Below are 24276 nucleotides of genomic sequence, written 5' to 3' on the forward strand. Positions count from 1 at the left end.
ATTTGTCATTATAACATGAATATTCAAAAAATAAACCAATAGATCATGGATCGGAGATAAATTTCATGAACTTTTTCGTTTTTCTATACATTTGTTCTAATTGGGTGTTATAATAAAACCAATTAGAACCAAAAGAAAGGAATCGCTCGATGACCACACATCCGTTTGCTAATATATATGGAGAACACCAAGATATAAAACACGCCATTCATTTGGCAAAACAATTCACGAAAAACGATCAGCCTGTGTTGATCACAGGAGAAATTGGAACAGGCAAATCACGCTTTGCACAAGAAATGGCCCATTCATTTGCTGCGCAGGCTTCGATGAAACATATCTACTGCCCCATTGTAGATGAAGAGACTTTGCAGGAAGCATTTACTCATGCGGCAAATCATTTGATTTATTTAGACGAAGTCAGCGCACTTAGTATTCCTATGCAGCATCAGGTCATTCGTTTTCTCGAAGTTTCTCCTGCAACAAAAATCATTGCTTCTTCGTCTTTATCATTAGAGGCGATGAGCGTTTCGTCCAGTTTTTTACCTGAGCTGTTTTATCGGCTCAATGTGCTTCATATCCCTCTCCCGCCCTTAGAAGATCGAAAAACAGATATTCCTATTTTAACCGCTGCTTTCTTTCAGGAACTGAACATGACGCCTGACATCGACTCAAGTGTGTGGGAAGTCTTACAGCAATATTCGTTTGAAGGGAATATCCAGGAGCTCAAAAATATCGTTCATTATGCAGCTGCAATTCTCGAAGGGCAAACAGTTTTCTTGCATCACTTGCCACCTTTTGTATTATTACCACAACAAACAGCTGGTAAAGGAAAAAAAGAAGAACACCAGCTCACGCTTATGGAGAAACAAGAATTTGTTTTCTTACTCGAAGCCATTAAGTCTCTAAATGAAAAAGGAGAAGCAGCCAGCAGACGTATCTTGTCTGAGTTAAGCAAACAAGGCGACATCCCGCTGACCCCTCAACAAGTCAGGAGTCGATTAGATGATCTTGAGAAAAAAGCCTATGTGACAAAAGGGAAAGGCAGAGCTGGAACGAAGATTACACTTGAAGGTCTCTCATTTCTGAAGTCGCTTGATGGTTATATACCGGTTCAATAAAGGAGGACATCCATTGTTTACTGTAAAAGAAGAAATTGCCAACGCAATTACACATGGCATTGGCGTCATTTTATCCATTCCCGCCATTGTTTTTCTCGTTTTATTCGCTGTTCAATACGGCACTGTCACTGACATTATTAGCTTTTCGATATTTGGCGCGTCGATGCTGCTGCTTTATTTAAGCTCTACTTTGCTTCATAGCATTCGGCACAAAAAAACAAAAGATGTATTTGAAATTCTTGACCACTCTGCGATTTATGTATTGATTGCTGGTACATATACGCCATTTTTGCTTGGCCCATTAAAAGGCGCACTTGGCTATACTCTTCTTGCAATCGTATGGGCGCTTGCTGCAGGCGGTATCGTTTTTAAAATCTTTTTCGTCAAACGGTTTATCATTGTATCCACCCTTGTTTATTTATTAATGGGCTGGATGATTATCATCGCAATTAAACCTCTGTACATTCAATTAACAGGAGCTGGATTCAGCCTCTTACTATTAGGCGGTATTTTGTATTCAGTCGGAACGATCTTTTATATTTGGCGGAAAATTCCCTATCATCATGCGATTTGGCACAGCTTTGTTCTCGGCGGAAGTGCATCCATGTTCTTCTGCATTCTATTTTATTGCGTCAACATCCCAGCATGATCAAAAAACCAGCATCCGAATGTGGATGCTGGTTTTTTCTATGCGCGCTTTTGTGCGTAATCACTCATCTTGACCGGTGCTTTGATATGGATATCGACATTAACTGGACGAAGTCTTTTGACGATCTTCCCTGTTAACAGACGGTCTGTGCCGCTTGTTTCAACCGGAACAAGTGAGCAGTTACATTCTTCAGCAAGCGTTTCTGCCATGACACGATACTGTTCAGAAAGCAACAGACTCTGGCCAGATAGAACTCTCTCTCTTGCTTCTTCTAATAACGCCTCATCAGATTGATTCTGCTTGATCACCGCCATCTTCTTCAACCATTGTTTTAAGATGGGATAGCGAAACAGATGCGGTTTTGCCATAAAAGCAAATGGCTTCTCTAAGTGACCAATCAGCAATGTCGTTGTCACTGGATGATGTGCTTCTGTGACATAAATAACAGGACCATCTGGCAGCTTTTTTTGCTGATGAATGGTCATGACCGATCCTGATTGATCAATACACCCTCTGGAAAACCTTTTTGCATGCTCATGGATGAGATGCATTCGTTTCGTATAGGAAATGCGTGGATCCGTTAATTCATGATCATACAAATGCCTTATACTTTTTAAAAAGGATACAACAACATAAATCGTTAAAAACCAATAACGAAACAACCGTACTCCTCCTACTCACTTATCCTTCTTTTCTGTCATAGACGACAAATTCATAATTGTAGGGGTTCTTTTCGTCACGATGGCCTTTTTCACGTGATACAACCGTCCAATGATCTTCATCGTAATAAGGGAAGAAACGGTCGCCTTCAAATGAATGATGAATGTGCGTGATATATAGACGATCTGCGTATGGCATCATTTCCTCATACAGCTTAGACCCGCCAATGATCAATAATTCTTCCTCGGTCTTCGCAATGGTTAAAATATCATCGATTGAATGGACTACCTCGCATCCTTCAGCTTGAAAAGAAGAACTTGTGGTCAACACGATATTCCGGCGGTTAGGCAGTGCTCGTCCAATTGATTCAAACGTTTTTCTGCCCATGACAATGGTATGGCCACTTGTGACTTTTTTAAAATACGCTAAATCAGCGGGTAAATGCCAAGGCATTTGATTATCTTTGCCAATGACTCTGTCTTTTCCTGTCGCCACTATCATGGAAATCATACACTGACTTCTCCTTTAATATGCGGATGTGGATCATAGTTCTCAAGCACAAAATCATCAAACGTAAAATCAAAAATACTTTTGACATCTCTAGTGATGCGAAGCTGCGGAAGTGTGCGCTCCTCACGCTCTAACTGCATTTTGACCTGCGGAAGATGATTTTGATAAATATGAGCATCTCCTAGCGTATGAATAAACTCTCCTGGCTCAAGGTTTGTCACTTTGGCAATCATCATCGTTAGAAGTGCATACGAAGCAATATTAAAAGGCACACCTAAAAAGATATCTGCCGAACGTTGATAGAGCTGGCACGATAATTTACCGTTTGATACATAAAATTGAAACAAGCAATGACAAGGAGGCAGCGCCATCTGATCAATTTCTCCTGGATTCCACGCACTGACAATCAATCTTCTCGAATTAGGATGATTCTCAATATCATGGATCAGCTTGCTGATCTGATCTACTGTCTCTCCGTCTCCACTCGCCCATGATCTCCACTGCGCACCATACACACGCCCTAGCTCTCCATTTTCATCTGCCCATTCATTCCAAATACGGACACCATTTTCTTGAAGATATTTGACATTTGTATCACCTTTTAAAAACCACAGTAACTCATGAATGATTGATTTCAGGTGTAATTTCTTTGTTGTTAATAAAGGAAACCCTTCCTGTAAATCAAATCTCATTTGGTAACCGAACGTGCTGATAGTGCCTGTTCCTGTTCTGTCACCTTTTTCATCCCCGTGCTGTAATACATGACGGCATAACTCTTTGTATTGTTTCATTTTTTTCATCCTTTATTTATGTTCTTGTTGTAGTTTACCTTATTTCTGCTTTTGTTGAAACCAAAAAAACATGTCTGCATGATGAGCAGACATGTTTTTCTTTTTATGCTTGATTCACTCGATCCTGCTCTTCGTCCTTAATATCTTGGTGAGAGTGAGCTATGCGGCTTGCTGCTGCTGCGGCAAGCGCAGCGACAAGGTCATCAAGGAAGGTGTGTACTTCACCAGGACGACCTTCATCTAATTCTCTAATAATACCAAATTTCTCTTTGTCTAGATAACCGAAGTTGGTCAAACCGATTGATCCATATACATTGACAATGGAAAGCGGAATAATCTCATCAATTCCATATAGCGGTTCATCTGTTTCAACTAAATGCTGCAAAGGTTCTGGCAAAAGCTTTTTTTCTGCCAGCTGATCAAGAGCAAGTCCTGTCAAAACTGCGTGGACAATTTCCCTTTTATTCAGCACTTTTTCAACATTTTCAATGCAGACACTAAGTGGAAGATTTGGGTTGTATTTCTCTTGGAGTTTCAGCACAATATGTGCAATATCTTCTATTTTCACTCCACGCTCGTTTAACATCTGTTTTGTAATGCGAACCATTTCGTTCATTGTATACTTTTTCAATTGGCATGACATCTCCTTCTAGTGGCTCATCCAGCTCGGCGGGGTGTTTTTATCCCAGTAAATATTACCGAGTTCATGATGCGTCTGGAATCCATCTTCTGCTGTATGGTAGTGAAAGTTAAACCAATATCCGCTGTGAGGCGGCTGATCTCTCCTGACATGAAAACGAAGCAAATCTTCTCCAGTCTTTCTATTATAAATGTGGAAGATTTTTTCCCCATTTCCGCTTGAAGGCTGATCAGTTAAAACAACATCTTGAAATTTTTCGTCATCTTTGAAATTTGTTAAAAAGTCGGTTAGCACTTGTTCAATTTTGGGTTGAATCTCTTCTCTATACTCGTCCTCAATGACAGGTGTGATTTTACGACCAAATTTGAGAAAGGATTGGTTTTCTGCACTTGATAGAACCTCTTGCTTATATTGCTCAAAGGGGTCTACCCGCTCTTTGTTGTCTTCTTGCGATAGTTCCCAGCTGCGCGTATCATCTGATGTATCATAAACTGCTGTATAAGGTGATTTATCAGATGAAGAAAGTTCAGATGGCTTGTCTGTCATCAAAGCCGATGGAGGAGAGATTAAACCAAAAGTCGCAATCGTAAAGAGTGCAACAAGCGTTTTTCTCATCCACATTTTCATGATATCTAATTCCTTCCATAAGTTATCATACTGCTATTCTAGCATATAATGAATTTTCAGTCATTCAATTTGGTCATTGAGTTGAGACTTTCTTTTTCATGATAAAACGTTTACAATGACAGTAACGACGACTAAAATTTGGGAGGAATGGATATGCTTGAAGGGTTTTTCATCACAGCTTCCTTGCTGACGTTATTTTATTTTGTCTATATGGAGATCACCGATTAAAAGCCCTGAAATAGGGCTTTTTTAATTGTTAAGAGTGATTAAAGTTTTGTTGATTTGTCTTCTTCTATTGAGATATATCCGTAATGGAATTGGGCGGTTTTGCGTTTCATCACCTGAAATTGATAGGAATCAGTGGTAAATCGTGTGCTTTTCCAATGATCTTTTAAAACCACTCTTTTTCTAGCCACTCTCATTGCTTCTTTCACAGCGGTTTCATGGTTAAAATGATGCTCAGCTGCATGACGAAGCGGCATCATACTAGCAGACTCTTGTATGGTTTCTTCAAACATTGGGTCAAAATAGACGATATCATAGGATCGATCAGGGAGCTTCTTTAACTGCTCAATACTATCCCCGCTGATAACAGATATCCGTTTCATTGCTTCGTCTGCCTCTCTCACACCCGTTTCCCATGTGCTGAGTCCTTCTCGAACAAGCAATGCCGTCATCGGATTTTTTTCAATGCCTGCCACTTCTCCATTGGCGCCTGTAGCGCAGCTTGCGGTAATCGCATCTGATCCTAACCCAAGCGTACAATCTAAAAAGGAATCGCCCGGCTTTAATTGTGCTGCTTCTATTAATGGATCTTTTTCACCACGAAGGATCCGCTTCACCCTAAACATCGCTGAGCTTGGATGGAAAAAGAACTTTTCACCATTTGGCTGATACCATTCAAATCGTTCTTTCCCAACAACGAGTACATCCCCCCGCTTGATCGCAAGCTGTTTGACAGATTGTTTGCGCCGCTCGATATACTCACCATGCAAGTCCTTTGCGAGGGCCTTTGCCGTTTCAATTGTTTGTTCATTTGCTCTAAAGCTTGTTGTAATGAGCATGACGTTCCTCCATCATAATCAAGAAAAAATGCCCTGATGGATCACAGGACATTTCAACATTTGTATTAGCAATGTTTTTCAAATGCAGATAAGACGTTCTTCATAATATCTTCCATTTCATGACCTTCAATTTCGTCACGCGGGATAAAGTGAACGAGTTCATTTCCTTTTAAAAGTGCCATAGATGGAGAAGATGGCTCCTCACCTGTGAAGTATTCTCTCATTTTAGCCGTTGCTTCCCGGTCCTGACCAGCAAAAACCGTCACCATTCGATCTGGTGCTTTTTCTGCTTTCATGACAGCTTGAGTAGCAGCAGGGCGTGCTAAACCAGCAGCACATCCGCATACGGAATTGACGACAACAAATGTTGTTCCTTCTGCTTCCTGCATCGTTTTTTCTACTTCTTCTTCAGTCGTCAATTCTTGAAACCCTGCACTTGTCAGTTCTTGGCGCATTGGTACGACGAGCTGACGCATATATTCTTCATATGCCATTGACATAAAAAAGCCCCCTCTATAATCCTTATGTTGTGAATAAAGGATACTATAGAGAGAGCCAATTTTCAAATGATCAATTTCACATTAAATTTTCATGATTCCGCCTGTATTGGCTGATGTCACAAGTTTTGAGTATCTGGCAAGGTAACCTGTTTTTACTTTTGGCTCAAAGCCTTTCCAGTTTGCTTTTCTTTTTTCCCATTCTTCTTCCGGGACATCTACGCTTAAAATGCGTTTTTCGATATCGACAACGACATGATCACCATTTTCAACAAAGGCAAGCGGGCCGCCTTCTGCTGCCTCTGGAGAGACGTGTCCAATAGACAATCCGCGAGAAGCACCGGAGAATCGTCCGTCTGTAATTAAAGCAACCTTTGGACCAAGTCCCATTCCAACAATTTGTGAAGTTGGTGCTAGCATTTCAGGCATACCTGGACCGCCTTTAGGTCCTTCATAACGAATAATGACAACATGTCCTGCTTCTACTTTTCGATTAATGATTCCTTCAAGTGCTTCCTCTTGGGATTCAAATACGATCGCAGGTCCTTCATGACGTGTGATGCCGTCTTGTACACCGCCTGTTTTAATGATTGCTCCATCTGGCGCAAGGTTTCCAAATAAAACGGCTAAGCCGCCCTTTTCAGTAAATGGCTTGTCAATTGGATAAATGACGTTATAATCTTTTACCTCATGACCTGCAATGTTCTCGCCTAACGTTTTCGCTGTGACGGTCATGGTATCTAAATGAAGAGCCCCCTCTTTTTTGGACAATTCATTTAGTGCAGCGGTCACTCCGCCAGCTTCATGTAAATCTTCAATATATACATCTGAAGCTGGAGCAAGTTTCGATAAATGCGGCACACGTTCTGCGACTTCATTGATGCGTTCAAGTGAATATTCAACGCCTGCTTCGTTTGCAATCGCCAATGTATGAAGAACTGTATTTGTTGAACCACCAAGTGCCATATCTAAAGCAAATGCGTTATCAATCGCTTTTTCCGTGACAATATCACGTGGTTTAATGTCTTTTTTGATTAGCTCCATCAATTGTTTTGCTGATTTCTTCGCAAATTCTCTTCGTTCTGGTGAAGTCGCCAGAATGGTTCCATTTCCAGGAAGAGCAATCCCTAGCGCCTCTGCTAAACAGTTCATTGAGTTTGCTGTAAACATACCAGAGCAAGATCCGCATGTTGGACAGCCAAATTGCTCTAATTCGTTTAACTCCTCTTCATTAATTTTCCCTGATTGGTATGCGCCTACGCCTTCAAAGACAGAAGAAAGAGAAATTTTTCTGCCATCACTTGTTCTCCCAGCTTCCATCGGTCCACCACTGACAAATACAGTTGGGATATTCACACGCATGGCAGCCATCATCATACCTGGCGTGATTTTATCACAGTTAGGAATACACACCATGCCATCAAACCAGTGTGCAGACACCACGGTCTCTACTGAATCAGCAATGATTTCACGGCTTGGCAATGAATATCTCATCCCAATATGCCCCATCGCAATACCATCATCTACACCGATTGTATTAAATTCAAATGGAACACCGCCAGCTTCACGAATGGCTTCTTTCACAATTTTTCCGAATTCCTGAAGATGGACATGCCCTGGGACAATATCAATATAGGAATTACATACGGCAATAAACGGCTTGCCAAAATCCTCATCTTTTACCCCAGCTGCTCTTAGTAAGCTTCGGTGAGGTGCTCTGTCAATTCCTTGTTTAATCATATTACTGCGAAGTTCTGCCATCTGTTTAAAAAGCCTCCTATACTACTAGTCTTGTTGACTGTATGATTTTGAGTTCATTTTATTTTACAAATTTTCTGTTTATTTAGCCACCTATAATAGATAGTGACTGATTTCTCTGCTGAAGCAAGTGCTCAGCAAGGATTGTGTCATAAAATCTGACCTCCAATATTCTATATTGGTACTACTATATAGAGTTTTTTCTCATATTTCAACAATATTCAAAATAATTTTTCTAAAAAAATTTTTCTGCCAATAAAAAAGCCATTTTCAGAAAACAAGCTGCCTTTTATTGGCAGCCTGCTCGTCTTTCTTATGATTCTGATGCATTTTTTCTACTTTCTGTCATTTGCTTCCACACAGAGCCTTTTGCTTCTTCTCCGTGCTCAATTCGTTCGATGGCCATTTTCACTTGAAGACTGACTTCAAATTCAGGGTCCTGTTCCGCTTCTTTTAAAGCTTCTAGTGCTGTTTCGTCACCTTCTTCATAAAGGAACATGGCCGCACGCCAGCGGACAAGCTTACTTGGGTCCTTTAAGGCTTGAATCATCGCTTCAATCGCACTAGAATCACCAAGATCTGAAATACAATCTCCAGCAGTTCTTCTAACCGTCACTGTTTTATCTTCAAGCCCTTTATACAAAATAGGCAAAATGTCTGGATCTTCAATCATGCCAGCATTCACAACAGCTTGTCTGCGAATTGATGTTTTTGGGTCCTCCATCGCTTTCATTAAAACAGGTATATCTTTTTTCTCTGGCTGCATTTGCTCTAAATGAGCAAAACGTTTCTTCCAATCTTCATCGCGCAGCATCTCTTCTGTCACATCATATGCTTTTCGGTTCACTTGTTTATCTACAGCCTCTTGACCTTCCTTCACTGCCTCTGTTAAACGGGATAAACGCTCGTCGTCATATGCAGCTTGCAGCTCTTCTGTGACTTCTTGACCGATATCAGCAAATTCTCCAAAACGTACGCCATGTTCTTTCCACACACGTTCAAATACAACATTATCTGAACTGCTTCTTAGCTTTAAAATCGCTGCCTGGAAACGTTCAGGCATTCCAAATCGTTCTTCTCTTTCACCGTCTGTCAACTTCACCTGCATCGGAATCCCATTAAACATTTGAACAAACACTTTGACTTCTCCAAATGTGTCATCACCTGACTGCGATTCTCCCTGAAGACCTTCTGTTTCTTGTCCAAAGGCTTCTCTGACTTGCTGTAAAATACCTTGCCAGTCAAATTTCGCATTACGCTCAACCGCTAAGAAATCGGCTACATGGTAAACACCTTTTACACCTTCAATGGTTAAAATGCGCTTGATCATCTCTGGCGCTTCGTCTTTTTGATCTTTTTTGTAGTTATTGCTTTTACCGCCTGCAAGCGCTTCTGTCAAAATGACTTTCATTGTATTCGGGCTTGGCGTTGGTTCTATGGCAGTTATTTTCATCTATACATCCTCCTTACACACATAAAGACCCTACTCATCTGTAAGGCCGCATTCTTCTTTCCATGTCTTAATAAATAGACACATAAACTCATGCCGCTCATGAGCCAGCTGCTTTCCAGCACGTGTGTTCATCAAGTCTTTTAATTGAAGCAGCTTTTCTTGCATATGCAAAAGTACTGTGCCTTGGTGAGCACCCTCTGTATAGTGAGGCTCCCCTTTTGCACCTGCATATGTAAACACCCTTGCAATCCCAGTTGCACCTATCGCATCTAGCCGATCTGCATCTTGAACAATGGCCCCTTCTAATGTCACTGGCTTATGCTGCATATGCCGGTGACGAAAAGACATCGTTGTAATGATATCCATGATATAGCGAATATCTTGCGTGTCCACTTCCCACAAAAGGAGCTGCTGCTTGAGATCATGCGGTGAAAGCTTCCATTCACTAGACAGCTTGTCATCAATGACATCATGGACAATCGCTGCCATTTCAATGACAAAAAGCGACCCGCCCTCCTGTTGTGCAATATGGACGGCAAGCTGGCGCACACGATTGATATGAGCTTCATCGTGTCCAGTCGGTTCATTCTTTAGCTGTTTTGAAACAAAGGAGGCAGCTGCCTCCAATTGTTCTTGCTGCTTACTCGAATACATGCTTATTTCTCCAAAAGAGCGATAATGGAGCTTTCTAATTCTTTTGGTAGTGTTTTAGGAGAGAATCGTTCAGTCACTTCTCCGTTTTGGTCAACGATAAATTTTGTGAAATTCCATTTCACCGTTTTTGTACCAAGCACACCTTTCGCATGACTCGTTAAGTATTTGAAAAGCGGATGCGCATTGTCACCATTGACATCTACTTTTGCAAACATCGGGAAGGTCACACCATAGTTTAACGAACAGAATTCTTGAATTGCTTCTTCCCCTTCTGGCTCTTGATTCATAAATTGATTGCACGGAAATCCTAAAATTTCAAGGCCTTTTTCATGATATTGATCGTATAACTCTTGTAATTGTTTAAATTGAGGGGTCAGTCCACATTTGCTCGCTGTGTTCACGATGATCAGTACTTTCCCTTTGTAATCTGCCATTGATTTTTCCTGACCGTTAATGGTCTTGACCTGAATATCATAAATTGACATCTCATAGCCTCCTAGGATTCACTTTTTCCTATCGTAACATGCTTCTTTTAGAAAATCGCTTTTTATGCTTCCTGCTAAAAGAGTCCAGTCACACTGCCGTCTTCTAATAAATCCATCTCAAGTGCCGCAGGTTTTTTAGGGAGACCTGGCATGGTCAGAATGCTTCCCGTTAGTGCAACGATAAAACCTGCTCCTACAGATGGTTTTAACTCTCGAATCGTAACGGTGAAGCCTTTTGGTCTGCCGATTAAAGCCGGATCATCCGATAGTGAATATTGCGTTTTTGCCATACAAACCGGCAAATGGGCCCAGCCATTTTTCTCAATTGCAGCTAGCTGCTTTCTTGCTTTTGATGTAAGGTTGACGCCGTCTGCACCATAAACCACTTTGGCGACTTTTGACAACTTTTCTTCAATGGAATCTTGCTCCTCATATAAATAAGAAAAGCTGTTTTCATTCTTTTCAATGAGTGTCGTGAGCTCTTCGGCAAGTGCTACGCCGCCAGCTCCCCCTTCTTCCCATACATTGACGGCTTTGACTGGATGTCCATTCGTTTCGCACCAGTTTTCTATTGCTTGAATTTCTTCTTTTGTATCGGTAATAAAACGGTTCACTGCAACGATGTATGGTAGACCGAAGGCTTGCACTGTTTCAATATGCTTCTCTAAATTATGTATACCTTCTAATACAGCCTGTGCATTTGCTTCCTTGAGCTCTGTTTTCTGCATTCCGCCATGCATTTTTAGCGCCCTGACAGTTGCTACAATGACAACAGCGCCTGGTTTAAAATCACCAGCTCTTGTTTTGATGTGAAGAAATTTTTCCGCGCCGAGGTCTGCACCAAATCCCGCTTCTGTTACGACGTAATCTGCTAGTTTTGCCGCCATTTTTGTGGCAATTAAACTATTGCATCCATGTGCAATGTTGGCAAAAGGACCACCATGAACAAGCGCTGGAGTTCCTTCAATCGTTTGAACAAGGTTTGGTTTCAGCGCATCTTTTAAAAGCAAGGTTAATACGCCTTCATACCCTAGATTTCCAACTGTGACCGGTTCACCTTCTTGATTGTAGGCAACAACAATAGAAGAAAGACGTTTTTTTAGATCGTTTAAGTCGTCTGCTAAACAGAGGATGGCCATCATTTCGGATGCAACCGTAATATCAAATCCATCTTCTCTAGGGTACCCATTTAATTGACCGCCAAGTCCTACGACCACTTGTCTTAGAGCACGATCGTTTAAATCTAACACTCGTTTCCATACAATTCGGCGTGCGTCGATTCCAAGCTCATTTCCGTGATGGATATGATTATCAATAAAAGCAGATAAAGCGTTATGTGCAGATGTGATCGCATGAAAATCCCCTGTGAAATGAAGATTAATTTCTTCCATAGGCAACACCTGTGAATATCCGCCGCCAGCTGCACCGCCTTTAATACCCATTGTGGGACCTAGTGAAGGTTCACGCATGGCAATAATCGCTTTTTTCCCAATTTTCTCGAAGGCTTGACCGAGGCCAACTGTTACGGTGGACTTCCCCTCACCTGCTGGCGTTGGGTTGATCGAAGTCACAAGAATCACATTTCCTTCTTTTTGTTCCTTTAAACGGTCAAAAATAGTCAAAGATATTTTCGCTTTTGTGAAACCATAGCATTCTAATTCTTCGTCATGTATGTGTAATTTTGCTGCGATGTCTTGAATCGGTCTCAGCTTTGCCTTTTGGGCAATGTCAATATCTGATAAATGCTTTGTGATCATGATTAATGGCCTCCTTTTTTGACAGAAACAGCTTTCTTTTTTGCTCTATTTTTCATTGTAACATAATTGAAACATTGAAATATCGCCAGAAAGTTCCTATAATGAAGTGAAATTAGCTTTGGTTCAGGGGGTGGCGAGTTGCCTATTAACATACCAGTTCATCTGCCGGCAAAACAAATACTAGAGAGCGAAAACATTTTCGTCATGGATGAGACAAGGGCATTCAAACAAGATATCCGTCCTTTGAATATCGTGATCTTAAACTTAATGCCAAAAAAAATACAAACTGAAACGCAGCTGCTGAGAATGCTCGGAAATTCTCCTTTGCAAGTGTATTTTACATTTTTGATTCCAAGTACACATACACCGAAGAATACATCGAGAGAGCATCTAGATGAATTTTATACGACCTTTGACTCGATTCGCCATAAAAAATTTGATGGCATGATCATTACAGGTGCACCAATTGAGCATTTAGCTTTCGAAGAAGTTTCCTATTGGAAAGAACTGCAGGACATTTTGGACTGGAGTAAAACGAATGTGACGTCTACTCTCCATATATGCTGGGGGGCACAGGCTGGTCTGTATCATCATTATGGCATTGAAAAAATCAAGCTTCCAGAGAAAAAATTCGGTGTTTTTGAGCATCTTGTCAAAGAGAAAAAAGAAAGATTAGTAAGAGGTTTCGATGAAGTATACTATGTCCCACATTCTAGGCATACAGATATTAATACAGAACAATTAAAAAACACGCCGAATCTAAAAATATTGAGCACGTCTGAGGAAGCTGGTGTTTGTTTAATTGTTTCAGATGATGATAAACAAGTATTTTTAACTGGACATCCTGAATACGATACAGATACATTGAAGCAGGAATATGAAAGAGATTTGTTGAAACATGATACAGTCAAAAAACCCGTCCACTATTTCATAGAAGATGGAGACACATTAGTTCCAGTGAACCGCTGGAAAGCCCATGCTACTTTGCTGTTTATGAATTGGCTTAATTACTATGTTTATCAAGAAACACCATATGTGTGGGAATAAAATAGACTGTAGTCTGATGATAAATGCTTAAAATGTGTTAAAATACAAATGGCTCTGTCTTCCATTATCAATTTAGTCTGTTTGTTTTTTAAAATTAGTTTAATTCTTTCGTAACGAATGATATGCTCTCGCTGTTTATATGTTATCTTTATGTATATGTAGACCTATGAGATTTATAGTTTTCGTACGAAGTTTTGTTGTTGTTGATTACATTTGAGGTGAATATTCTTGAATACCAATAAAAAAATATTAATCTTGACCGCAAATTATGGAAATGGACATATGCAGGTTGCAAAAACACTGTATGATGAATGCAAATCCCAAGGGTTTGAACATGTGATAGTTTCTAATTTGTATCAAGAATCAAATCCCATTGTGTCTGAAGTGACTCAATATTTATATTTAAAGAGCTTCTCCATTGGGAAACAATTTTATCGCTTGTTTTATTACGGTGTAGATAAAATTTACAATAAACGCAAATTTAACATTTATTTAAAGATGGGAAATAAGCGTCTTGATGAATTAATTCAATTACACAATCCGGATATCATCATCATTACATTCCCGATGATTGTTGTACCTGAATACCGAAACAAAACAGGTAAAGTCATTCCAACATTTAATGTGATGACAGACTTTTGTCTTCATAAAATTTGGGTACATGAAAACATTGACCGATACTATGTTGCAACCGATTATGTGAAACAAAAGCTAGTAGAAATCGGCACACATCCAAGCGATGTCAAGGTAACAGGCATTCCGATTAGACCACAATTTGAAGTAGACGTGCCTAAATCGATCATCTATAAAAAATATGGATTATCATCAGACAAAAAAGTCCTTCTCATTATGGCGGGTGCCCATGGTGTACTAAAAAATGTGAAGGAACTGTGTGAAGCACTACTTCTTGACAGTGAAGTACAAATTGTTGTTGTGTGCGGTAAGAATGCAGCGCTGAAGCAATCGCTTAGCGAACTTGAACAAGCACACCCAAATCAATTGAAGGCGCTTGGATATGTGGAACAAATTGATGAATTGTTCAGAGTAACGGACTGTATGATTACAAAACCGGGCGGGATTACATTAACAGAAGCAACAGCAATTGGTGTCCCAGTTATTCTTTACAAACCTGTTCCAGGACAAGAAAAAGAAAATGCTCTTTTCTTTGAAGATTACGGCGCTGCCATTGTCATCAACAGACACGAAGACATTTTAGAATCTGTCACCAACTTGCTGCAAGACGAAGAAAAATTAGAATCCATGAAACAAAACATCAAAAAATTACACTTAAAACAATCTTCTCAAACCATTTTAGAAGATATCGTCGAACAATCAGATCTGATCATGAGCAACAAATCGTATGCTCAAGCATTATCATAAAAAGGTGTCCGTCATTGACGGACACCTTTTTTCTTTTAACCTTGATTTCCATTCGTTGTATATACTTCTTCAAACGGCTGAACAACAACAAAGCCACTTCCGCTAAACTTCATTTGAATGGACTCTCCGCTTCCCCTGCCAATAAACGTTTTGAACGATACATCTGTCACAAATTCAGTCTGCAAATCTCCTGACCATGCGACCGTCGCATTCGGATCTGTATAAACAGAATCACCTGGCTGAACAATCAGCGTCAGCGGTTCGTAATGACTTGTGATTGCCACAAGACCTGGTCCTTCAAGTTTGACATTAAATAATCCGCCTGCAAGCATGCCAGACACCTTTTTCATTAATTTAATATCCCACCGAACAGACGGTTCAAATGCGAGCAAGTCGTTTCCATTAACGAAAATAGACTCCCCTTGAGCCAATCGAAGAATCGAGATTTTTTTCCCTTGGTCTGCTACATATAATTTCCCATCACCTGTGGCCTTCATCAAAGAGGTTCCTTCTCCTGATAACATTTTTTTGAACATCTTTGAGACACCGTGTTCAAACACACCTTCACGTTCAAACTTTATTTTCCCGCGATATGAAACCATGGAGCCTGTTTTTGCCCAAATGGTATCCGTTAAATTAATTTCTAACAATCTTGGTGTTTCAAGTTCAAAGACCCCTTCCCCTTTGTCTTCTTGCTGCGTATTCTGAACAAACTCCTCAATTGTGTAACGATTCATGACGCACCTCTTTCTGTATTTTTACTATATACGGACAAGTTATACGTTAGGTTTCATGAGATTAGGACGTTTTATAGATAAATGTCATTCACTAAAAAAACAAAAAAATCAAACATTCTGCTCAAAATTTGGCTTGCCTGCTTGACGCTTTACTTTTGATGGTGTATAGTGGAACCATCATTTAACAACTTCTTAAGTCGTTAGGTGATGAAAAATTTTTTTTAGTATGCCAAAAGGTGTGCTACAGTACTAGGAGGAAAAAGCAATATGCAAAACGGTAAAGTAAAATGGTTCAATAATGAAAAAGGTTTCGGCTTCATTGAAGTTGAAGGCGGAGACGATGTATTCGTTCACTTCACAGCTATCGAAGGTGACGGTTACAAATCTCTAGAAGAAGGACAAGAAGTTTCTTTTGAAATCGTTGAAGGTAATCGTGGACCTCAAGCTGCAAACGTAACAAAAATCTAATCAACTCAATCAATGATGAAACGACAAAATAAAGAGAGGCGTATGCCTCTCTTATTTGATTTTCAGCTGAATTTCAATCGCTAAAATATTTTGCTTTAATCTTTGTTCAATTTCAGAGATATCTTTTTCGAGAAAAGGTCTTCCCTTCTTTGCTACATCTACCAGTTGCTCTAGATCACTGTACACCTCTTGAAATGTCCGATGTAATACCGTTTCAAAATCCTTATTATCCATGCCGGCCTTCCCCTTTTCCTCTATTATCCGTCACTTAGTCAAAAAGTAACTCAACCAAAACTTTCTATAGTTATATCGGCTCATTTTTCAGAATATGTTCTTTTTTTACACATTCTATTCGTTTTTTTTCGTGAGCGTATGATACATCTAGGGGAAAACCGGAGTGTATGCTTATTTTTTGAGTAATTCATTCCCGTATTGTTTGATCTTCTCTCCTACCGTGCATTGCTGTATACAAAAGGAGTGCGCATATTTTTTGCCAAATTCTTTACGAAAGTGCTTCTTAATCAAACAATCTGAACAATACGTGTCTTGAAGATCTGTTAATTCTTTTACTGCTGTTTTTTTATCCACTTTATTCAGCTCCGTCTGCTTCTAATTTCAACTTACTTTCGATGGGGACGTCTGCAAGTATCTGTCTGGCAAGCTGATCTGCTTCTGCATTTTGTTTACGATCGATGACTTCATATGTTGGCGTGAGCTTCAGCTCTTTAATCGCAGCCTCAATTCGGTCGAGCCATTTGTTATGTATATCATCATAACAAGGCCATTCCCCTTTGAGCTGATTCATCACAACAAGAGAATCTCCTCTAATCGTAACAGAGTTTCTGCTGGCTCCCAGTTCTTTTAAAGCTTTTACCGCTTCAAATAAAGCCGCATACTCTGCCTCATTGTTCGTGGTGCTCTGAAAAGGCTGATTCTTCCTTAATCGGTATGCATCCTGTCCGAGCTGATAATACACGACAATTCCAAGCCCAGCATCACCTGTTTCTTTGCGAAAACTCGCATCAAAATAGACCTGAAGCTGATCGGGTTCAAGCCTAAGTTCTTCGTTTAGCTTTTCAAGTTCTTTCGTCGACCACATCGCACCCTTTTCATCTTCAAATGATAAAAGTGACTGCGGTTCTTTTTTGTCTATATGTTTTGCTAAAAGCAAGGCCTCTTTGAGCTCCATCCAATCTTCTTGGAAAAAAGCAATGGACCCAATCGATTTCACTTTCATTGTATAGTGCGCTCTTAGTTTCATTGATCACATCGCCTTCCCATACTTTTAAGGTAAACGTTCGTTATGCTATAATCAAAAAGTTACATTTTACATTTAGAAAGGAAGTTCATGTCACTTGTTTAATGAAGGTATTTGGATCTTATTTGCGATCATTAATTTTATCATTGTTCTTCTATTTTATAAAGGATTTGGCAAGATGGGGCTTTTCGTCTGGATTGGTTTTGCAACAGTTGCTGCCAATTTACAAGTGGTCAAAACCGTTGAATTATTTGGCTTAACGGCAACACTTGGCAACATTTTATACGGCAGTGTGTTCTTTGCAACGGACGTCCTCAATGAAAAATATGGACAAACCGAAGCGAAAAAAGCTGTCTGGATTGGCTTTGCCACCCTTTTAACATTAACTGTTGTCATGCAGGAGGCTTTGCTTTTCCATCCCGCTCCATCTGACATTTCCCAATCATCATTAGAAACGATATTTGGCTTTATGCCAAGGGTCGCTCTTGGTAGTCTTGCTGCTTATATCATCAGTCAAATGTTAGATGTTTATGTATATTCGTTTATTCGCCGGATATTTCCTTCAGATGGTGCGCTCTGGCTGCGAAATGCGGGGAGTACAATGATTAGCCAGCTGCTTGATACACTCGTTTTCACAACCATTGCCTTTCTTGGGACCTACCCATTCCATATATGGATCGAAATTTTCATCACGACTTATGTGATTAAATTTATCGTCGCTGCCATTGGCACACCTTATGCCTATGCGGCGAAAAAAATGGTTCCGATTGATGAAAGGGGGAAATAAATTGCCAGCTGAAATATATATTGACGGTGCTAGTGCCGGAAACCCAGGTCCATCTGGCATCGGCATATTCTTGAAATATGACGGAAAAGCTGAGTCTTTCTCCATTCCTCTTGGCATCATGAGCAATCATGAAGCAGAGTTTTCAGCGCTCATTGAAGGCATGAAAATTTGCGTAGAAAAAGGATTACGGACCGTTTCATTCCGCACTGATTCACAAGTAGTGGATCGTGCAGCCAATGCAGGATTTGCTAAAAATCCATCTTTTCGTCATTTCATCGAAGAAATGCTGCAGCTTCAAAGCGAATTTGATTTATTTTTCATTAAGTGGATTCCGAGCAAGGAAAATCAAGTGGCTGATCAGCTCGCTAGAAAAGCGATTCACCTTTCAAAAGGATGAATCGCTTTTCTTTTGGTTATGCTAATGGGTGAGGTGATACGAATTGGGTAAAGAGAACAGAGGCCGTGTCACAAACGGAACGACTCCTCAAGGTGATGCGCAGACAAAAGATAAACAGCCAATATCGCAATTAGAAAATAAGGCGAAAAAAAGCAACACAAAGGGCTAAAATGAACTTGATTTTAGCCCTTTCTTTTTTTCTAACCTTAACTGATTCCTAATTGATTTAAGCGGTTAACCATTGGTTCGATCCCTTTAATTTGATGCAAGCGAAGCATTGCCGCTGCCCGCTCTGGGTCCATTTTTATTTTTGTTTCGTCAATCGGACAGCTGAGTGGTACATCACATTTAATTTCTGCCAGTATACGAGAAAGCTTCAGATCTTCTAATCCTGCTTGCATTTTCTTTTGCTGAGCTGCCGTTAATGCATGAACATTTTCTAACAGTCGATCAATCGTTTCATACGTTTGAATAAATTTCAATGCTGTTTTTTCGCCGATTCCTTTTACACCAGGATAATTATCGCTAGAATCACCCATCAGCGCTTTCATATCAATCAGCGCCTTTGGAGAAATGCCCATTTCCTCTTCAAAAATGGCTTTTGTATAATGCTTATAATTCCCGATGCCTTTTTGCATTAAAGCCACGTTCACTTGTTCATTCAAGATCTGCAGCAAATCTTTATCTCCTGTTAAGACGGTCACATGTGCTTCGTTTTGATAGATTGATGCAAGCGTTCCAATACAATCATCTGCTTCAAAACCTGTCACACCAATGTTCATGATCCCCAGTTCTGCTGTCGCCTCTTTTGCTAAATCAAACTGCGGGATAAGCTCAACAGGCGCCTCGCCTCGATTGGCTTTATAATCTTGAAACAATTCGTTCCGGTATGTCTGGCTTCCCATATCCCAGCAGCAAACGATATGAGTCGGCTCAAATGTTTGGACAGCTGTTAACAAATGCTTCAAATAACCATTCACTCCATTTGTCGGCACACCACGATCATTTATCATAAAATTGCGATGGACAGCCGTCGCATAAAACGACCTAAAAAGAAGTGCCATTCCATCTACAAGTAATACGTGTTTATTCATTCATCTAAACTCCCTTTTTATAAACAATACTCCTATTCTATCATAGAACATCGAAACGAACATAAAAAAGGCGCCTTCTTCTTTTTGATAAAGAAGAGGCAGCCCGATTACTTTTTACCATATTGCATTTTTTTCGTTTCCGCTTCTGCGTAGGATGGCATGCCTTTTTCCTTCGGCATGCGCTCCTCCTGCTGCTTTACGTTTTGCTTTTTTGCCATGATCATTCCCCTTTCTGGTTCATTTGTTAAGATGACCAAAAATGAGAAAGTTACTCTTTACTTCTGTTTACGCTGGGTGTATTCCTCCACCATCTCAATCGTGACATGTTTACGAAGGGGAACAATTCCGCCTCGGGCAAGCTCATTCATTTTAGACGTAATGGCATTGATCTCATCTGTTGAAAATGGTTCATTGTGTTCACATTTTTTCACAGCCGATTCAATCGCCTGCTCTCTTTTTTGTTCAAGTGCAAGAAAAGATTGGATGTGGGCATGTTGTTTCTGTGAATGTGCAGAAATTTCTTCGTGTACGCTCGTCATCGTCTATCAACTGCTTTCTTTTTTATATAGTCTATCATGAATCATATCGTTTTCAACTGGTTCTTCCATTCATTTGTTTGTTCATAAACTTGTTCAATGACCGCCTGTTTTTCAGCATCTGTTGTAAGGCTCGTCATAAATGTCTGTTTTTGCTCATTGAGCTGTTGGAGAGCATCTTGTTCGTACCTTTCCGTATAGGTCTTCACTAGCTTTTCATATCTGCTCAGCAACTCTTCTTTTTCGTTATCTGCCCAACGTGTTGTCATTTGATGTAGAATATCTCGAATGGCTTCAATAAACGTAGCCTTTTCATTTTGTTCAAAGAAGGCTTTCGCTGATTTTTGTTTCTTTAAAAGTGGCTCAAATGGTGCAATCTCTGCTTCGACTTCAATTTGTTTTAGCTCAGCATTTTTCTCCTCAGGGGCTGACAGGCTGAGAGAAAAGTAAGGATCTTCCGCACATGCAGCCTGCATCCCTTTTTCCCACTCCTCCTGGAAATAATGGTGGATAAACGATTCCATTCGGATATCAAGCGCCTTGAGCTCCTGCACAAATTCAAATTCATACTCCTTTAACGCTTTCTCAAGTGCCTTTTTTAACTGCTGACCAAAATTCCCTTGAGATATGCCAGGATAAAAGGCAGACTTTAACAGATCATTCGCAAATAATGAAAGCCGCTGTACAATATGATAGAGCTGTTCATGCACGTCTTTTTTTACGCTTTCAGTCACAAGCTTAGACCGTTTCACAACTTGCATTTTTTCGAGAATGGCTTCATAGGATGTCTTGATGTTTTTCTTTTCAGCTTCTTTCTCATCTTCTGATTGATGCAAGGTCGCACGTAGTCTATCGACCGTTGTACATAATGTATTAGCTTCAAAATGCAAAAGTTCAATGGCATCTTTCGTTAATTCTTCCTCAATAAAATAGTCGAGCTGTTTTCTCAGTGTTGCATATTGATTATAAGATGTCGGCTCTTTCCCTTCGATCTCTTCCTTACTAGACACATGATGCAGGTTTGGATTGCGGATGCCTTCTTTTGTGAGCTCGCTTCGTACATAGTCAAATACGGTTTCAAGCTCTGCTTGATCCTTAGCCAAATCAGCTGCATTGATGATAAAGAACATTTTATCCATGCTAAAGGAATCTTTTACGAGTCCAAGCTTCCGTAAAAATGAGCGATCAGCTTTTGAGAAAGAATGCTGATAATACGTTAAATAAAGAAGGGCGTCTGCATCCTTCATATACTGGAAGGCGATTTCTGTATGACGCTTATTCATACTACTTGCACCTGGTGTATCGACAATCGTCAGCCCTTTATCTGTCAGAGGTGTACTTAAATACACCGTCACTTCCTTCACCACACAAGAAACAGATTCTTCCGCTACATAAGGCTTTAATTCTTGAAGTGTGACATGTAAATTCGTTTGGTTGTCAATGTCATCATGAAACTTGGCATAGGCTTGTAGAAAATGTTCTACAATGATTCGGTGATCCTGTTCGAGCTGCCGTTTTTTCAGTACTCTTTCCAGCTTTGCCTGAAACGAATCTCCTTTTTCTGTTGTGATCGAAAATCCAAGAATCTGATCGAGTTCCTCTAGAATGTCCTGCTTCGTTTTAAACACCACTTTGACACTTTCATGAGGATGATCTTCCGTAGGTCGTGTCAGTTTGTTAATTGTTGCAGTTGTTGGCGTAGGAGATGATGGTAACACCTTTCGTCCAACAAGTGCATTGGCAAAAGAAGATTTTCCAGAACTAAAAGCGCCAAATAAAGCGAGTGTAAATTCTTTTGCCTGCAGCCGCTCTGTTCGTTTTTCAAAGGAATCTCTTTGAGACTTTAGAATAGCTAAAGGCGATAAAATGCGGGAAAGCTCTTTAAATTGTGCAATCGATTGTGCTGTTGTTAAATGCTGCGATTGACGGTATTGATCGCGCTCTGTCCGTTCAGCAGCTTGATCGCTCTCTTTAACATGAATTGATGCGTGATTCTTCTCCAGCTGGTCGTGCTGCATCCATTGCTTTTTCGCATAAAACCAGTCGCCTGGGATATGATCATCCGTTCCGTTTTGCCAAATATCCCATAAATGCTGAATATCCTGTCTTATTTGTTCATTTTTTTCGTTATACCCCTCAAGGCTCTGAAGCTCTTGTTTCGCTTGCTCCCGTTTTTCCTCTTGCTTCTCCTGTTCATTCTTGAGCTGGTCTTTCAAGGTTTCAATCATCTGTTCAATCAATTGAAGCGCTTGCTGTTTCGCCTGTCTTTTCAATGCTTCACCAGCATCTTTCGCATATTGAAGAACGTATTCGTTAGAAAAAGTTGCCCCTTGGTGAATGACCTTTTCAAGCAGGGATTCTTCAATAGGTGTCTCAAATGCCATGGCTTTGTCTAATAACGCTTCGCCAAGCTGATGCTGTTTTATTTCTTTTTTAAGGAGCTCGGCAATGTGCCAGTCAACTTCCGCTTTCATTCTCTTTTTTACATCTGCTAAGAAATCATTTGCCCGCTTTTCCTTTTCCTGCTCGGTTTTATTTTTTGCAAAAAGTAAACCCACTTTAAAGCCAGGTGCTTTTGATTCGATATAGTCACTTGCAAGCTCTCGCATCTTAAATGGCGTGAGGTTTGCATTTTTTAAGATGTTCTCTACTTCAGAAGACACTTCATCTTCTACCTGCTTTGCACCATTTTCAATAAATCGGCGTTTCTCTTCTAGTTCTTTCACTTCATTCCTTTTTTCTTGCAGCCGCGCGTCAAGGTCCTCTTCATGCAGTTCTTCTTTTAACGAGTCTATATGTTCTTTTAAAACATGTTCGATTTTCTGCTCTGTATAGGCTCGAAGCGATGCTTTAGGCATGGTTTGTAATTCTTGTAGTTTCTTCACTAAACGGATCATTTCGTTTTTTGGGTGTGCCTCATCCGTCACAGAAGTAAAATATAGATGTTCTTCCTCAATGCCTTCTTTTAAAAGCATCTCAACGACTTGTTTTTTGTAGTCTTCAAAAGTTGTCTCTTGTTCATCGTGCCGATCCACTTGATTAACGATGAAATAAAGATTTGGTACTTTCTCTTTAATCGAGCGAATGAAGCGAATGTTTTCTTCAGAATGGACATGGTTATAATGAACGACATAAAAAAGAGCATCCGCTTGATGAAGAATCGAAGCAGCGGATAAAAAGTGCGCATGATCCGTTGAATCAATTCCCGGTGTATCGATGAGTGCCACTTTTTCTTCAAGTCCACTATAATCACCGCTAATTTCCACCATCTCAATTTGTTCCCCATCTTTACAAAAACGCTGCACCGCTTCTTTATCATAAGAACCGCTCATTTTTGCAAAACGTCCATCAGACGTATGGAGCTGAACTTCACTGACCCCTTTCCTGACAACAACCAAGTTTGCACTCGTTGGAATTGGGCTTGTGGGCAGGATGTGATCATGAAGAAGATGATTCACTAGTGATGACTTACCAGCAGAATAGTGGCCGGTAAATGCGATATATACTTCTTCTTCAGCTTCCTTTTTCATAATAGATGCAAGTTTGGCTGCGCGCTCGTGATCATCCCTTTTCAGAAGGCTTTGATATAAAGCACCTGTAGTTTGAACGAGCGAATCTCGAATAGACAAGTCTTTCATGACGATAAACCCCTTTGTTTTTAGAAAAGTCAGTTATGTATGTGTACCATTTTACACAAAATAAAGAGATTTTTCTTCTGATCTGAGGAAATAAAAAAATCTGCTGCCCGATCAGTCGCAATGGACTGCAATCAGGAAGCAGATTTTTTTGAAACACCTTTTAATACGAAGCCAATCAATAAGCTGTATACACAGACCGTACCGAGTAAGAAAATCATTGTCATGTGATCACCGTCCATCCTTCATGATTGAGAATGTTTATCATTAATGA

Annotated in this window: 28 protein-coding genes; 8 read left to right on the forward strand and 20 right to left on the reverse strand. The window is 40.1% G+C overall.

All coding sequences use genetic code 11. The features are described from left to right. Positions 1 to 149 precede the first annotated feature (149 nt). Positions 150 to 1118: a sigma 54-interacting transcriptional regulator gene (locus LCD34_RS00545; protein ID WP_224558405.1), complete on the forward strand. Its 969-nt coding sequence runs from the start codon at positions 150 to 152 to the stop codon at positions 1116 to 1118. Positions 1119 to 1131: 13 nt separating this feature from the next. Further along, on the forward strand, positions 1132 to 1767 hold the full coding sequence (gene trhA, locus LCD34_RS00550; RefSeq protein ID WP_008346394.1) for a PAQR family membrane homeostasis protein TrhA: 636 nt from the start codon (positions 1132 to 1134) through the stop codon (positions 1765 to 1767). A gap of 38 nt (positions 1768 to 1805) precedes the next feature. On the opposite strand, the gene LCD34_RS00555 is transcribed toward trhA, so the two are convergent. The 12 genes from LCD34_RS00555 to LCD34_RS00610 all read right to left on the reverse strand — a co-directional run bounded on the left by LCD34_RS00555 (position 1806) and on the right by LCD34_RS00610 (position 12663). After that, entirely contained in the window at positions 1806 to 2429 is a 624-nt protein-coding gene (locus tag LCD34_RS00555) for a lysophospholipid acyltransferase family protein (RefSeq protein WP_224558406.1), read from the reverse strand. A 19-nt stretch (positions 2430 to 2448) separates the two neighbouring features. After that, positions 2449 to 2937 carry a type 3 dihydrofolate reductase gene (gene folA, locus LCD34_RS00560; protein ID WP_017359700.1) on the reverse strand — a complete coding sequence of 163 codons (489 nt, stop codon included), beginning with the start codon at positions 2935 to 2937 and terminating at the stop codon, positions 2449 to 2451. Beyond that, a complete protein-coding gene (locus LCD34_RS00565) occupies positions 2934 to 3728 on the reverse strand; it encodes a thymidylate synthase (RefSeq protein WP_017367468.1) in 795 nt (264 codons plus the stop codon). Before LCD34_RS00565 ends, folA begins: the two co-directional genes overlap by 4 nt. 103 nt (positions 3729 to 3831) lie before the next feature. Further along, on the reverse strand, positions 3832 to 4359 hold the full coding sequence (locus LCD34_RS00570) for a phosphatidylglycerophosphatase A (RefSeq protein WP_008346387.1): 528 nt from the start codon (positions 4357 to 4359) through the stop codon (positions 3832 to 3834). An 18-nt stretch (positions 4360 to 4377) separates the two neighbouring features. Next, positions 4378 to 4995 carry a YpjP family protein gene (locus LCD34_RS00575; RefSeq protein ID WP_024718552.1) on the reverse strand — a complete coding sequence of 206 codons (618 nt, stop codon included), beginning with the start codon at positions 4993 to 4995 and terminating at the stop codon, positions 4378 to 4380. A gap of 266 nt (positions 4996 to 5261) precedes the next feature. Beyond that, positions 5262 to 6059 (reverse strand): class I SAM-dependent methyltransferase, encoded by a 798-nt coding sequence (locus LCD34_RS00580; protein ID WP_224558407.1) that lies wholly within the window; start codon positions 6057 to 6059, stop codon positions 5262 to 5264. Between the two features lie 65 nt (positions 6060 to 6124). Beyond that, a complete protein-coding gene (locus LCD34_RS00585; protein ID WP_008346384.1) occupies positions 6125 to 6559 on the reverse strand; it encodes a BrxA/BrxB family bacilliredoxin in 435 nt (144 codons plus the stop codon). A gap of 81 nt (positions 6560 to 6640) precedes the next feature. Then, complete coding sequence (gene ilvD / locus LCD34_RS00590; RefSeq protein WP_007500822.1) at positions 6641 to 8317, reverse strand: dihydroxy-acid dehydratase; 1677 nt, start codon at positions 8315 to 8317, stop codon at positions 6641 to 6643. A 310-nt stretch (positions 8318 to 8627) separates the two neighbouring features. Then, positions 8628 to 9767 (reverse strand): conserved virulence factor C family protein, encoded by a 1140-nt coding sequence (locus LCD34_RS00595; RefSeq protein WP_206115516.1) that lies wholly within the window; start codon positions 9765 to 9767, stop codon positions 8628 to 8630. 30 nt (positions 9768 to 9797) lie between these two features. Further along, positions 9798 to 10421 carry an HD domain-containing protein gene (locus tag LCD34_RS00600; RefSeq protein ID WP_061419408.1) on the reverse strand — a complete coding sequence of 208 codons (624 nt, stop codon included), beginning with the start codon at positions 10419 to 10421 and terminating at the stop codon, positions 9798 to 9800. Between the two features lie 2 nt (positions 10422 to 10423). Then, entirely contained in the window at positions 10424 to 10906 is a 483-nt protein-coding gene (locus tag LCD34_RS00605) for a glutathione peroxidase (RefSeq protein WP_224558408.1), read from the reverse strand. Between the two features lie 74 nt (positions 10907 to 10980). Continuing rightward, positions 10981 to 12663 carry a formate--tetrahydrofolate ligase gene (locus LCD34_RS00610; RefSeq protein WP_045035054.1) on the reverse strand — a complete coding sequence of 561 codons (1683 nt, stop codon included), beginning with the start codon at positions 12661 to 12663 and terminating at the stop codon, positions 10981 to 10983. A gap of 138 nt (positions 12664 to 12801) precedes the next feature. Here LCD34_RS00610 and metA point away from each other — a divergent pair, with 138 nt between their 5' ends. Next, positions 12802 to 13710, forward strand: coding sequence for a homoserine O-acetyltransferase MetA (gene metA, locus LCD34_RS00615; RefSeq protein WP_079919897.1), 909 nt, complete (start codon positions 12802 to 12804; stop codon positions 13708 to 13710). A 228-nt stretch (positions 13711 to 13938) separates the two neighbouring features. After that, complete coding sequence (locus LCD34_RS00620) at positions 13939 to 15090, forward strand: diglucosyl diacylglycerol synthase (protein ID WP_007500831.1); 1152 nt, start codon at positions 13939 to 13941, stop codon at positions 15088 to 15090. Positions 15091 to 15125: 35 nt separating this feature from the next. On the opposite strand, the gene LCD34_RS00625 is transcribed toward LCD34_RS00620, so the two are convergent. Continuing rightward, positions 15126 to 15827, reverse strand: a complete 702-nt coding sequence (locus LCD34_RS00625) for an AIM24 family protein (RefSeq protein WP_007500832.1) — start codon at positions 15825 to 15827, stop codon at positions 15126 to 15128. A 267-nt stretch (positions 15828 to 16094) separates the two neighbouring features. On the opposite strand from LCD34_RS00625, the gene cspD reads away from it, so the two are divergent. Further along, entirely contained in the window at positions 16095 to 16295 is a 201-nt protein-coding gene (cspD, locus tag LCD34_RS00630; protein ID WP_003215784.1) for a cold-shock protein CspD, read from the forward strand. A 51-nt stretch (positions 16296 to 16346) separates the two neighbouring features. On the opposite strand, the gene LCD34_RS00635 is transcribed toward cspD, so the two are convergent. From LCD34_RS00635 to LCD34_RS00645, 3 genes are all read right to left on the reverse strand, one after another. Continuing rightward, on the reverse strand, positions 16347 to 16529 hold the full coding sequence (locus LCD34_RS00635; RefSeq protein ID WP_008346368.1) for a hypothetical protein: 183 nt from the start codon (positions 16527 to 16529) through the stop codon (positions 16347 to 16349). A 171-nt stretch (positions 16530 to 16700) separates the two neighbouring features. After that, a complete protein-coding gene (locus LCD34_RS00640) occupies positions 16701 to 16883 on the reverse strand; it encodes a zinc-finger domain-containing protein (protein ID WP_008346366.1) in 183 nt (60 codons plus the stop codon). Position 16884: 1 nt separating this feature from the next. Then, the gene (locus LCD34_RS00645) at positions 16885 to 17556 is read right to left on the reverse strand and encodes a ribonuclease H family protein (RefSeq protein ID WP_007500833.1); all 672 of its coding nucleotides are present in this window, start codon (positions 17554 to 17556) and stop codon (positions 16885 to 16887) included. Positions 17557 to 17650: 94 nt separating this feature from the next. On the opposite strand from LCD34_RS00645, the gene LCD34_RS00650 reads away from it, so the two are divergent. Genes LCD34_RS00650 through LCD34_RS00660 form a run of 3 tightly spaced genes read left to right on the forward strand, consistent with a single transcriptional unit; the run spans position 17651 to position 18906 of the window. Beyond that, positions 17651 to 18340 (forward strand): queuosine precursor transporter, encoded by a 690-nt coding sequence (locus LCD34_RS00650; RefSeq protein WP_007500834.1) that lies wholly within the window; start codon positions 17651 to 17653, stop codon positions 18338 to 18340. 1 nt (position 18341) lies between these two features. Then, positions 18342 to 18737 carry a reverse transcriptase-like protein gene (locus LCD34_RS00655; protein WP_017359712.1) on the forward strand — a complete coding sequence of 132 codons (396 nt, stop codon included), beginning with the start codon at positions 18342 to 18344 and terminating at the stop codon, positions 18735 to 18737. 43 nt (positions 18738 to 18780) lie between these two features. Beyond that, entirely contained in the window at positions 18781 to 18906 is a 126-nt protein-coding gene (locus LCD34_RS00660; RefSeq protein ID WP_057079415.1) for a hypothetical protein, read from the forward strand. A 37-nt stretch (positions 18907 to 18943) separates the two neighbouring features. On the opposite strand, the gene LCD34_RS00665 is transcribed toward LCD34_RS00660, so the two are convergent. The 4 genes from LCD34_RS00665 to fbpC form a co-directional block, all read right to left on the reverse strand. Then, positions 18944 to 19831 (reverse strand): 5'-3' exonuclease, encoded by an 888-nt coding sequence (locus LCD34_RS00665; RefSeq protein ID WP_057079414.1) that lies wholly within the window; start codon positions 19829 to 19831, stop codon positions 18944 to 18946. 275 nt (positions 19832 to 20106) lie between these two features. Next, positions 20107 to 20370 carry a YpbS family protein gene (locus LCD34_RS00670; protein ID WP_008346351.1) on the reverse strand — a complete coding sequence of 88 codons (264 nt, stop codon included), beginning with the start codon at positions 20368 to 20370 and terminating at the stop codon, positions 20107 to 20109. A gap of 41 nt (positions 20371 to 20411) precedes the next feature. Beyond that, complete coding sequence (locus LCD34_RS00675; RefSeq protein ID WP_224558409.1) at positions 20412 to 24005, reverse strand: dynamin family protein; 3594 nt, start codon at positions 24003 to 24005, stop codon at positions 20412 to 20414. A gap of 131 nt (positions 24006 to 24136) precedes the next feature. Continuing rightward, positions 24137 to 24244 carry a Fur-regulated basic protein FbpC gene (gene fbpC / locus LCD34_RS00680; protein WP_306172627.1) on the reverse strand — a complete coding sequence of 36 codons (108 nt, stop codon included), beginning with the start codon at positions 24242 to 24244 and terminating at the stop codon, positions 24137 to 24139. Positions 24245 to 24276: the final 32 nt, after the last annotated feature.

This window comes from Bacillus sp. RAR_M1_44 (assembly GCF_020165935.1).
GTDB lineage: Bacteria > Bacillota > Bacilli > Bacillales > Bacillaceae > Bacillus > Bacillus altitudinis.